7 protein-coding genes are annotated in these 12,503 nt (G+C 42.0%); 6 read left to right on the top strand and 1 reads right to left on the bottom strand.

Annotation, left to right across the window (positions count from 1 at the left end; translation table 11 throughout):
• Positions 1–8: 8 nt before the first annotated feature.
• Positions 9–2,021, bottom strand: coding sequence for a bifunctional tRNA (5-methylaminomethyl-2-thiouridine)(34)-methyltransferase MnmC2/FAD-dependent 5-carboxymethylaminomethyl-2-thiouridine(34) oxidoreductase MnmC1 (gene mnmC, locus C9J48_RS17965; RefSeq protein ID WP_006232964.1), 2,013 nt, complete (start codon positions 2,019–2,021; stop codon positions 9–11).
• Between the two features lie 219 nt (positions 2,022–2,240).
• Between mnmC and fabB the strand changes: the two genes are divergently transcribed.
• From fabB to accD, 6 genes are all read left to right on the top strand, one after another.
• A complete protein-coding gene (gene fabB, locus C9J48_RS17970; protein WP_006232965.1) occupies positions 2,241–3,455 on the top strand; it encodes a beta-ketoacyl-ACP synthase I in 1,215 nt (404 codons plus the stop codon).
• Between the two features lie 444 nt (positions 3,456–3,899).
• Positions 3,900–5,075, top strand: a complete 1,176-nt coding sequence (locus tag C9J48_RS17975) for a 4-phosphoerythronate dehydrogenase (protein WP_006232966.1) — start codon at positions 3,900–3,902, stop codon at positions 5,073–5,075.
• On the top strand, positions 5,072–6,085 hold the full coding sequence (locus C9J48_RS17980; RefSeq protein ID WP_006232967.1) for an aspartate-semialdehyde dehydrogenase: 1,014 nt from the start codon (positions 5,072–5,074) through the stop codon (positions 6,083–6,085). The genes C9J48_RS17975 and C9J48_RS17980 overlap by 4 nt, the downstream gene beginning before the upstream one ends.
• Positions 6,086–6,314: 229 nt before the next feature.
• A complete protein-coding gene (locus C9J48_RS17985) occupies positions 6,315–10,439 on the top strand; it encodes a FimV/HubP family polar landmark protein (protein ID WP_006232968.1) in 4,125 nt (1,374 codons plus the stop codon).
• A 121-nt stretch (positions 10,440–10,560) separates the two neighbouring features.
• Positions 10,561–11,346 carry a tRNA pseudouridine(38-40) synthase TruA gene (truA, locus tag C9J48_RS17990; RefSeq protein WP_006232969.1) on the top strand — a complete coding sequence of 262 codons (786 nt, stop codon included), beginning with the start codon at positions 10,561–10,563 and terminating at the stop codon, positions 11,344–11,346.
• Positions 11,347–11,576: 230 nt separating this feature from the next.
• Complete coding sequence (gene accD, locus C9J48_RS17995) at positions 11,577–12,500, top strand: acetyl-CoA carboxylase, carboxyltransferase subunit beta (protein ID WP_006232970.1); 924 nt, start codon at positions 11,577–11,579, stop codon at positions 12,498–12,500.
• Positions 12,501–12,503 lie beyond the last annotated feature (3 nt).

Genomic DNA, 12,503 nt, shown 5'->3' on the forward strand with positions numbered 1-12,503 from the left:
CTAACCCTCTAGCTTTTACTGCCGAGTTGTTTTCCTCGTACTAATCGACGTACCCACATCCGCCCTGGGTGTAGGGCATTGAGCACGGTATGAGGCAGTGGTAATGGGTCGCCACAAATTTGAGATGCCAGTAGTTCGCCCAGTAGTGGGGCTGAACTTAACCCACGAGAGCCTAATCCTACGATGGAATACAAATTCGCATAGATAGGCACTGTTTCGGCAGTTGCTTGGTTATCTCTTAGATCTTTATACTGCTCAATCAACGCTTCATATCGACAAATATTCCCGACAAAAGGTAAGTGGTCACGACTGGCACAGCGCACACCTGCACGAGACTGATTAGCAGAGATATCAACGTTTTTAGGCCATTCAACATCTGGGATGCAATGCACTAAACGTTGCTTATTGTCTTGGTGTTCTGCTTTACAAAAGGCTAAGTCAGCGCTGTTACGACGGTAACTTGCGCCAATACAATGTGTTTTTGTGGCTGTATTTTGTGGTGTTAAATACCCGTCATAACACAGTACGGTTTTTAACGTTGATAATGTATCGTCGGTGGGGATGTGGCTGACTTGCCCGCGCACAGAATAAGCAGGGATCTGCTTGGCTTGTTCAAACTCAGAAAAACGATGACCATTGGCAATAATTACTGTGTTATGAGTAAATTGATTACCCGTTGAATCGGTTAATTGCCATTGCTCATTAGTCGGTTCTAAACCACAAATATCCACATCAGACTTTAACGCAAGTCGGCCTGTGTCTTGCGCTTGTTTTATTAAGGCTCGGGTCAGTTCTTGAGGGCATAACCAGCCACCAAATGGGTAGTAAACACTCGAAAAATTCGATGTTATTGCCGTTTTCTGTTTTGTTTGCTCTATATCTAATGCGTACACCAGCTCTTGAGGGAAGTTACCTGACAGCATTTTATTAATTTTGTTGGTGGATTTTTCATCCCATGCTAGCTGTGTAACACCGCACCAATCGTGTGAAAAGGTGCTATTCATTGCGGCTTGTTCAACAAATTGACGAGCATAGAAAAATGCAGGACCAAAGAATCGGGTTAAACAATCATTCGATCCATTGAGCAGTGGGTAAACAGCGCCTTGTCGGTTCCCAGATGCACCTTCAGCAGGTAAAGGATCGGCACAATACAGTGTGACATTCACCCCTCGTCGAATTAATGCGAGTGCTGTTGTCGCAGAAGCAACACCGCCCCCGATAATTGCCACGTCATTTGCATCAGTTGCAGAGGTACGTGTAAACCATGGCTTTGAATTGGCTTGGTATTGACGGTTTTTCACGCAGCCTACAAGTAAACAGTGTGTAGGGTAATTGCTATGATTATGGCTTTCTGTTACCTCAAAACCAGCTTCAGTGAGACTTTGTTCGAGCATGCCTTGTTGATGAGTGCTTAGATCAGACGTTATCGCCTTAATCGTGCCGCTTTCTCGAGTCAGTATTGCAATATTTTTTATTAATGCCGCCGTGCTTTCATTAGCTTGGTGTGTATCTGCTGCTTCTATTTGACTGAAGTCAGTAAACCAAGCATCTACAATTCCGTCATCATTCGTCCATACTTGAGGTATAGAGTCACTTATATCGCCAAACCATAAATCAAGGGTAATTAGACCATCATCAAGCACAATGCGATGGCAATCTGAAACCGCAGGAGGATAGTGAGCATGAAGTTGTTGTGAAAAGTGGGCGAACTCAGGCCACTTTTCAGTTGCTTTTATGAGGTCACTTTTTGTTAGCGGATGTTGTTCAAAGCTGATGAAATGCAGCTCTTTCACTGTCGCGGTAGGGTTTGCTTGACGAAATTGTGTAAATTGTTGGCAAGCAGTAAGAAAGCTAAGGCTAGTACCAAAGCCTGTTTCTGCAATCACAAAGCGACGGCGCGTAAAGGCTTTCCAGCGTTCTTGTAATCCATTTTGTGGTAGAAATATATCGCATACATGGGATGGCGATATACGATTATCATTAGAATTAAGAACAGTTTGTTCAATGTGCTTGTCAGACAAGGGGAAAGCCTCGGTTACTTTTACGATATGTTTCTGAGTTTCATCTAATTTTTCATCTGTTAGTTGATAATTAGTGAAAAATCAGAGAGTGTATACCGTTAAAAATGAACGTTAATAACGAAATTATCGGCGATTGTACCCGATTGAGGGGAAAGCTGACCACTTTCTGTGAATAAACCCGTTATTATCGTCAACGTTAAATGACAGTAGGAATTCATCATGAAACGAGCCGTAATTACAGGCATGGGTATTGTATCCAGCATTGGTAACGACGTAAAAGAGGTGTTGGCATCTCTTAAAAGTGGTAAGTCAGGAATTAACTTCTCTGAGCAATTCGCAGAAAATAAACTGCGTAGTAATGTTTGGGGCGATTTGAAAATGAATCCGGCTGAACACATCGATCGTAAAAAAATGCGTTTCATGGGCGATGCAGCAGCATTTGCGTATTTGTCGATGGAACAAGCAATTGAAGATTCAGGTTTATCTGACGATCAAGTTTCTAATGACCGAACTGGCCTTGTAGCGGGTTCTGGTGGTGCGTCATCTTATAATCAGGTGGCAGCAGTAGATATTATTCGTAATAAAGGTGTGAAGCGTGTTGGCCCTTACATGGTACCTCGTACTATGTCTTCAACTGTTTCAGCTTGCTTAGCAACACCGTTTAAAATCCGTGGCGTGAACTACACAATGAGTTCAGCATGTGCAACATCAGCACACTGTATTGGTCACGCGGTAGAGCTTATTCAACTGGGTAAGCAAGATGTTGTTTTTGCTGGTGGCGGTGAAGAGCTTGATTGGTCGTTAACAATGATGTTTGACGCAATGGGCGCTTTATCAACCAAATACAACGACGACCCTTCAAAAGCGTCTCGTACCTATGATGCAGACCGTGACGGTTTTGTTATCTCTGGTGGCGGCGGTATGTTAGTGATTGAAGAGTTAGAGCATGCTCTTGCTCGCGGTGCGAAAATCTACGGTGAAGTGGTAGGTTATGGTGCAACGTCTGATGGCTACGATATGGTAGCACCATCAGGTGAAGGTGCCGTTCGTTGTATGAAAATGGCAATGCAAGATCTTGATGTGCCAATTGATTACATCAACACTCACGGTACATCAACGCCAGTTGGAGACGTGAAAGAGTTGGGTGCAATTCAAGAGTTGTTTGGTGAAAATAGCCCAGCAATTTCGGCAACCAAGGCGATGACTGGTCACGCGTTGGGTGCTGCTGGTGTTCACGAAGCAATTTACTCTACGCTAATGCTGAATAATAACTTCGTTGCGCCAAGCATTAACATCGATAATCTAGACCCAGCAGCGGAAGGTTTGGATATCGTAACTGAAACCCGCGAAACTGAACTAAAGACAGTAATGTCAAATAGCTTCGGCTTCGGTGGCACTAACGCGACGTTAGTGATCAAAAAATACGAAGATTAATAATGTAAATTGGAAGTAAGAGTCTATACATAACGTTATAGATTCTTGTTTCTAAACACGATTTTCCGGGGTAGACACTGGCTAACCGTTTCTATTTTTACAGTAGAAGCGGAACCACTCAAAGAGACGGCTTTTAGCGGAGACATCTTTCGAGTGATTATATAGCCAGTGCCTTAAATAAACAGACGCAACATTAGTTAGCACGAATGATATTTTCTTTTTAGGGAAGTGTCTATCTCTAGCTGCTAATGCTTTTACCTGGATTTTTTCAACCCGGCTATATGCCGGGTTTTTTTATGGTTTTTATTCGGGGGCGTGTACTGTGTGAGGTTTGTGTAATAAATATTTTATTTCGCAATTATTTGAACACTTGTTTATTCCGATTGGTATTATGTCAATGGTGCCTTTTACCACATCAATCTCATTTCTTTTTCCGGAGATATAATGAAAATCCTTATCGATGAAAACATGCCTTATGCGGCAGAATTGTTTGGTCAGCTTGGTGATGTGATTACTAAGCCTGGGCGCACGTTGTCAGCCGATGATCTCATTGATATCGACGCATTAATGATTCGCTCTGTTACCAAGGTAACCCACAATCTAATCAGCAAGGCGAATAAGCTTAAATTTGTTGGTACAGCTACCGCAGGGCAGGATCATGTTGATCAGGCTTTACTTGCTGAACGAGGCATCATATTTACAGCAGCCCCTGGTTGTAACAAGGTCGGCGTTGCAGAGTACGTACTGAGTGCGCTTATGGTAATCGGTCAGCAGCAAGGCTTTTCAATTTTTGATAAAACCATTGGTATTATTGGTGCGGGTAACGTGGGCAGTTATTTGGCGCAATGTCTTGATGCGCTTGGCATTAGTTATTTACTGAATGATCCAATAAAAGAGCAAGAAGGGGATACACGACAATTTCATTCATTAGAGGCAATTCAAGCCCAATGTGATGTCATAACGCTGCATACCCCAATCACGAAAGATGGTGAATACCCAACCCATCATCTTATTAATGATGCTTTTCTTGACGCTTTGCAGCCTGATGCGATTTTGATCAATGCGGCACGTGGCCCCGTTACCGATAATCAAGCCCTCAAGAAAGCGCTTCAACTATCGAAATCTGGTTTAGGTAAAAAATTAACGGCGGTGTTAGATGTTTTTGAGTTTGAACCACAAGTCGATTTAGAATTGTTACCTTTGTTAGCATTTGCAACACCACACATAGCGGGCTACGGTTTAGAAGGCAAAGCTCGTGGGACTACTATGGTGTTTAATAGTTATTGTGCCTTTCTAAATATAGAGCAGGTGGTGGAAGCGTCTAGCTTATTGCCAATAGCCCCAGTGCCAAATGTATCGTTAAGCCGTAAGTGGGATGATGCGACGTTATTTAGCTTGATCCAGTTGATTTACGATATTCGAAAAGACGATGCCTTGTTTAGACGAAATATGTTAATGACAAAAGATAATGAAGCGCAAATGGCGATGGCGTTTGATCAGATGCGTAAAAATTACTGGGATCGACGTGAATATAGTGCGATTACAGTAACAGGTAAGGTCGGTTTTGGGGTAGAGTCGCTGGCTAAATTAGGTTTTACAGTCGTAGAGGACATTCAATGAGTCAGGAATTTGATATAGCAGTACTTGGCGCAACAGGCGCTGTCGGTGAAGCTATTGTTCAGGTGTTAGAAGATCGCAATTTTCCTGTTCGTAATCTTTACCTGTTAGCAAGCGAAAATGGCGCAGGTAATGCGTTACGTTTTCATGGCAAATCAAAGTTAGTGAAGAACGTTGACGATTTTGATTGGAGCCAAGTACAGATCGCATTTTTCTCTGCGGGTGAAGAAGCGTCTGAACATTGGGCGCCAATTGCGACTGATCATGGCGTCATTGTAATTGATAACACCTCACTTTTCCGTTACGACCACGATGTACCACTTGTGATCCCAGAAGTTAATCCTCATGCGATTGCTGATTACCGTAACCGTAATATCATCGCGAACCCAAACTGTTCGACAATTCAAATGCTGGTGGCGCTTCAACCTATTCATGAGGCTTACGGTCTTGAGCGTATTAACGTTGCGACTTATCAATCGGTATCAGGTTCAGGTAAGAAAGGGATTGATGAGCTTGCTGGCCAAACGGCAAAATTGTTAAATGGCCTTGCAGCAGAAACGAAAGTATATGATAAGCAGATTGCATTTAACTGTTTGCCACATATCGATGAATTTATGGATAACGGCTATACCAAAGAAGAAATGAAAATGGTGTCGGAAACACAGAAAATTTTGGGTGACGGCAATATCCGTGTTAACCCGACCTGTGTGCGTGTACCGGTTTTCTATGGTCATGCAGAAGCACTACATGTTGAAACAAGCCAACCTGTAAACATCGATGAAGCAATCCGTTTATTAGACGATGCAGAAGGCATTGAAGTGTTCCATAATAACGATTATCCAACGCAGGTGAGTGATGCGACGGGTAAAGATCATGTAATGGTGTCGCGTATTCGTGAAGATATCAGCCACCCATGTGGTCTAAACATGTGGGTTGTTGCTGATAATGTCCGTAAGGGTGCTGCGACCAACAGCGTTCAAATCGCCGAACTACTGATTCGCGATTACATGTAAATAGAAATAGATGTGGGTAGCACGTGATGTGCTGCTCACAACTTCATTTTCATGATCTTTTAGGTAAAAGCGCTTTGACTGCCTTGACATTCGTTGTGTACAAGCAACAATCGTTAAAATCGACTTCAGTTATTTTTTGAAATGCCGATAGAAATTTGGATGAAAGCTTTTGCTTTAATTATTAGAAATAGCTTTCAATTTCATACCCTGCCAGAGAGGATAGCGGGCAGTGCCTAACCTACCTAAATTCGTAACACGTTTCATTTTACCGGTTGCCTTCGTAACAACAGTTTTTCAACTACCGGTGCAAGCGAATACCGTACGTATCATTGGCCCATCTGATGATGATCAGCCGTTTACTGTTTCTGATCGTTATCGTGATACTGGGGTGGCAAATAGCTATTCCTCGAATCAATCCGCGTCAGCGAATAACCTTTATGGCCCAACAACAGCGAATGAGACGTTATGGGGAATAGCCTCTCGTTATCGTCCGAACAATTCAGTTTCTATTTACCAAGTAATTGGTGCTATTCATCGTGCAAACCCGCAATCTTTTGAAAATAACAATATTCACGGGTTAGTGCCTGGTAGTCAGCTAAGCATGCCAACCATGGCGCAGATTCAGCGTGAAGACGTTGCAAGTGTTAAGCGTCGTTTAGAGGCAGATCAACGTCGCCAAACACGCTCAGTCTCGACAACGTCTAGAACCACTAAAGCGGTAAAATCGTCGACGCAATCAACGGATCAGGTTGTCGCAACACCAATAGAAAAACCTGAAAAAGCAAAAGTGGAATCGGTTACGCCACCGAAAGCCCGTTCTACATCGAAAACCAGTGCATCGCAAAAAAGCACAACAGAACGGGCAGTGATACCTCCGAAACCTGAACCGACAGAGTTACAGGAACAGCTTGATGCCTCTGATGAACAGATGACTAAGCTGTTAGAAAGTAATCATTTGCTTCGTGTGCGTTTATCTGAGATGCAATATGAAGTCTCGGCATTAAAAAGCCAAATCACTGACGATGAAGCATTACGTGGTGAAATTATTGGTTTCCTTGAGCAGCAAAAAGAACAGGCTCAAGTACAAACAACAGATACAGAACCATCATGGTTTGATCAATTTATTTCTAATCCTTGGATGTTAGCAGCTGCAGGGTTGATCCCAGGTGGTTTGATTGCGGGTGCAATAGCATTCTTTATATTACGTCGCCGTAAGGATGACGAAGATTCAGATATTAAATCATTAGAAAATCAGGAAGGTAAAGAGTTACCTACTGCACCTACGCCATTAATGACAGAGGCAACAGACAGTGAATCTGATTTAATGTTAAGTGAAGATCAGGATATTGATGATCTATTTGCTTCTGATGAGTCTTTGTTTGGTAACCCTGAAGAAAGTTTGTTTGATAATGATACCAATCCTGCATTCAGTGAAATGCTAGATGATACGACAAGTTTAGATTTATCTTCTGAACTGGATGATGAGTTTGGTTTAGATCTTGATAGCAATAGTGGGCTTTCATCGCGAAGTATTTCCGTTAAAGGTGATGATCAGGCAATTGGTCTTGAAGATATGGAGCGTGCTCTTGATCAAATGGAGCCATCTTCAGAGCTAAGTTCAGATGAAGCTCTTGCCGCAATGTGGGAGAAATCACTGCAAGAGCAAGCGGATGATGAGCCTGATTTTGATTTATCTGATGATGCAGACAACGAATTTGATTCTGATTTGATGAGCAGTAATAGTATTGAGGATGGTTTATTAGATCAGTCGATTCTTGATGACCTATTAGCAGAAGTTGAAGCAGAAAATGAAAACGAAGATACAAAGAATAATACGACTGCGTTTTCAGAAACGCTAGAAGCGAATATAGAAGAAAGTGCAGCATCTAATGCTGAGCAAGTTGTCGATCAAAGTGAATTGGATGCCTTATTCGATTCGTTTGATAGTTCAGATACTGATTTGTCATCAATAAATGATAACAGTGATGAAGCAGAACAAGCTGCAGTTGATCAAGCGCTTGCTGACGCTGAAGCCATGTTTAACCCGGAAGTGGTTACTGAAAGTGACTATTTTTCAGCACAAGAAAGTGATGTAGTAAAAGAAAGCACAGCTAAACAGACTGATTTTGATTTGAACTCTGAAGCTGATGTCAGCGATGAACTGGTATTTGAAGAAGGAAGTACTGCATTACTTGATGACATTGTTGAAGATGATGAATTTAGCAGCGATATCGAAATTGAAGAAAATAGTACGGCATTACTCGACGAGTTGTTATCAGATGGCAGTACTGACGACGCAGAATTAACGTCAATAATTGAAATTGATGAAAATAGCACCGCCTTACTTGATGAATTAATTGGTGATGCTGAAGTAGATGCAGATGATGATATCGACGCCAATTCTTTTTATGAAGAAGAGTTAGAAGATAATACTGAACTTGACCAGCTGATCATCGATGAAAATAGCACGGACTTACTCGATGAAATCCTTGAACACAAAAATCACGTAGTAGATGCTGACGATAAGGTTGCCGCTGGTCATCTTACTGAGCCTAACTTGCTCGATGATAGTATTCAGGATGAATTCAGTGATCCTGAGTTTGAAAATGCATTATCAACACCTTTACAAGATCAGCAAGGTTTAGGCAAAGAAGAAGTAACCAATAAGCCTGATGCTGATTTTCCAGAATCAGAAGCTGCTGCATTTGACGCTATTTTGAATGAAGCTTTACAGTCTAATGATGTTAATAATTCTGTCGATGAAATTGATGCTTTGATTGCTGATGTTGACAGTGAAATCAATGAAATAGATAAAAATAAAGATGAATCTGACGGTAATGATGTTGAAACCATTGAGCGCAGTGTTACAGATTTACTTGAAGAGCTAGATGCCGCAGAAGCTCTTGTTGCTGAAAATGAAAGTGAAAGTAAAAGCGAAGAACATCCGATTGTCGATTTAGATGACTTTCCTATTTTTGATGAGGAAGCAGCATTATCTGAATTAGACGAAAGAGCACCAGCTAAAGATTCAAATCCGATTGGTTCTCAGATAGGGGAATCGCTCTCTGTTGAGGAGTTACCTGAATTTGATGAAGATACCGCTTTTAATGATCCTGAAGCTGATGCGTTAGAAGATGATCTTTCATTATTATCAGAAGATGATGAGCGCATTGCGCTCGATAACGTTGTTAGAAATTTGCAACAAGCGGTAGAAGCCTCTGAATCTTACGGTAATAACATTGCTCAACCGCCACGAGCTGAAGCATCCTTAGAGCATGAGCCAACATTTGAAGCTATTGATCCAACCACACTGCCTGAATTCAGTGAAGATGATGCATTACAAGCATCGCTTGAAGAACAGAATGAGCTTGAACAGTACGAGTTAGAACAAGGTCTTAAGGTTAAATCTCCCGTTACACAAACAGCTTCACAGAACGCAATTGATTCCCAAGTGAATGCACACGTTCCAGAACCTGTCGCAGATATGTTCGATGAAGATTTTGTTGACTCAGCAGGGTTAGACATGGAAGCGTTGCTTACTGAACCTGCAACTATGTTTACAGAAACGGTGGGTGAACAAGTCATCGCTGAACAGCAAGTTGAAGATAAGGTACTGAGCCCATCAAAACCTAATATTGAACTTGATGACCCTATAGTGCCAGAGCATACCAAACAGGATGCAAAAGTCAGCGTTAATCAAGAAATTGAAGCAGCAGAACGTGATGGATTGTTATTTGATGAGCCGTTAGATAATACAAAGCAAGATCTAGATTTGGATAGCTTTGATTTTATGAACAGTGACATGATCGAAGATGACTCTGATGATCTATTGCTACCAGAAGAAGACATTCCTGAAGAAGACATTGCCGTTTGGGCTGGATCAACACCTGAACCTGAATTGGAAAGTGAAGATTGGTCTGTTCAGCCCGAGATGCAGGTTGAAGATGTAACGTCATTCGATCCTGAATCATTAATTGCAGAAAGCGAAGAACCTGCTTTAACGTTTGCTGAGCCCGCCAGTGTTTTACTGGATGAAGAAGAACCGCTTGCTTCACCTTACATCAGCATTGATGAGTTAATGAAAGAAGAAGAACTTACTAACTCTGTTGATTTAGATACTGAGCCACTAAATCTTGATGTGGGATTAGATGAATTCCCTGATGTACTTGCTGGTATTGAATCTTACGATGTTGATAGTCATGGTGAATATTCAAGTAAATTGGATCTCGCAAAAGCCTATTTAGAAATGAATGATGCTGAAGGTGCAATAGGTTTACTTGAAGAAGTTGCCCAAAAAGGTGACTCAGTAAGTCAGCGCGAAGCAGCGAATTTATTAACACAATACAAGCGTTAACCCTTTAATATCCCCTTAGGCGAGCTATCAGGCGCCTAAGGGGCTTCTTTTCCTACACTCTATTCCTTATAATCCCTTCCTTTGAAATTGGCCATGCGCCGCTCTGAGAACGAATTTAATTATGCGAATAGCTTTAGGTATTGAGTATGACGGTGCAAAGTACTGTGGTTGGCAGCGTCAAGTCGATGTAGATAGCGTACAAGAACGCTTAGAAAAGGCGCTATCGCATATCGCAAATAAACCGATTGCCGTATTTTGTGCAGGGCGAACTGATACAGGCGTTCACGGTACGGGGCAAGTTGTTCACTTCGATGTTGATGTAGACCGTCAAATGGTTGCATGGACTATTGGGGTTAATGCACATTTACCTCGTGATATTTCAGTTCGCTGGGCAACGCCAGTGAGTGATGATTTTCATGCCCGCTTTAGTGCAACAGCTCGTCGCTATCGTTATATCATCTATAATAATGCACTACGCCCTGCTATTTTTGGGATTGGTGTTAGCCATTACCACGGGCATTTAGATGAAAAGAAAATGCACGAAGCTGCACAGTACTTAGTTGGGGAGCATGATTTTACGTCAGTACGTGCGAGTCAGTGCCAATCTCGTAGCCCATGGCGTGCCATGAAACATGTAAATGTTAGCCGTCAGGGTGATTTCGTCATCATTGATATTAAAGCGAATGCGTTTGTCCATCATATGGTACGTAATATTGCGGGTAGCTTAATTCGCGTTGGTCGTGGCCAAGAAACACCCGAATGGATGAAGTGGGTACTGGAACAAAAAGATCGCCGTGTGGCAGGTGAAACGGCAAAAGCCGCTGGATTATATTTGGTTGCCGTTGATTATCCTGAAGAGTTTGGTTTACCAAGTTCGCCATTAGGGCCTATTTTCCTGCCAGATTAAGCGTTTTTAGATGAATGTTATTACTGGATTACAGGTTAGCATCGTTCGTATAGTTGATAGAGCAGTATATGTTTTTTTGAATTAAGTACTGTTTTTTTGGGAGCTCGCATAAGGTACAACCAGTTTTTTATCTACAGACTGGCAACTTTGTGCTTTAATTCCCCTCTTATAATTATTGAATTTGTATCCTCGGCGTAAAATAGGCGGGGGAATTAAATTAAAGGTCATTCATGAGCTGGCTTGAAAAGATTCTAACTAAAAGCAATATTGTCTCTTCTCGTAAAGTGTCAATCCCTGAAGGGGTTTGGACTAAATGTACTTCGTGCGAGCAAGTGCTTTATCACGCCGATCTGGAACGTAACCTAGAAGTTTGTCCAAAGTGCGATCATCACATGCGAATGAAAGCTCGTCGTCGTCTTGAAACGTTTCTTGATACGGAGAGTCAAGTGGAGTTGGCTGCAGATCTTGAGCCAAAAGACATATTAAAATTCCGTGATTCTAAGAAATATAAAGATCGTATTTCTGCTGCTCAAAAATCAAGTGGCGAAAAAGACGCACTTATCGTTATGAAAGGAACATTGCTAGAGCAACCGATTGTTGCTTGTGCATTTGAGTTCTCTTTCATGGGCGGCTCTATGGGCTCCGTTGTTGGTGCTAAGTTTGTTTGTGCTGTTAATGAAGCCATCGAAAGTAATTGTGCATTAGTGTGTTTTTCTGCCAGTGGCGGTGCACGCATGCAAGAAGCATTGACGTCACTGATGCAAATGGCGAAAACGAGTGCAGCATTAGAGCGTTTATCTGCAAAAGGTCTGCCTTTTATTTCAGTATTGACTGACCCAACAATGGGCGGCGTATCAGCTAGCCTTGCAATGTTAGGTGATATCAATATCGGTGAGCCAAAAGCATTGATTGGTTTTGCTGGCCAACGTGTTATTGAGCAAACAGTACGTGAAAAGCTTCCTGAAGGTTTCCAGCGTAGTGAATTCCTGCTTGAACATGGTGCAATTGATATGATTGTTAACCGTCGTGAAATGCGTCAGCGTATTGGTGGTCTTGTTGCTAAAATGACCAACCATTCTTCACCTTTAGTTGTACCTATTGAACAACCTAAACTTGAAGAAAGTGCACCAGAGCAAACAAAAGAACAAGAATAAGCC

This window comes from Photobacterium profundum (genome assembly GCF_003026285.1).
In the GTDB taxonomy this organism is placed as follows: Bacteria; Pseudomonadota; Gammaproteobacteria; order Enterobacterales; family Vibrionaceae; genus Photobacterium; species Photobacterium profundum.

Excerpts from the sequence above, each read along its gene's own strand:
- accD (WP_006232970.1), top strand. The coding sequence starts at position 11,577 with ATGAGCTGGCTTGAAAAGATTCTAACTAAAAGCAATATTGTCTCTTCT.
- fabB (WP_006232965.1), top strand. The coding sequence starts at position 2,241 with ATGAAACGAGCCGTAATTACAGGCATGGGTATTGTATCCAGCATTGGT.
- truA (WP_006232969.1), top strand. The coding sequence starts at position 10,561 with ATGCGAATAGCTTTAGGTATTGAGTATGACGGTGCAAAGTACTGTGGT.
- C9J48_RS17980 (WP_006232967.1), top strand. The coding sequence starts at position 5,072 with ATGAGTCAGGAATTTGATATAGCAGTACTTGGCGCAACAGGCGCTGTC.
- C9J48_RS17975 (WP_006232966.1), top strand. The coding sequence starts at position 3,900 with ATGAAAATCCTTATCGATGAAAACATGCCTTATGCGGCAGAATTGTTT.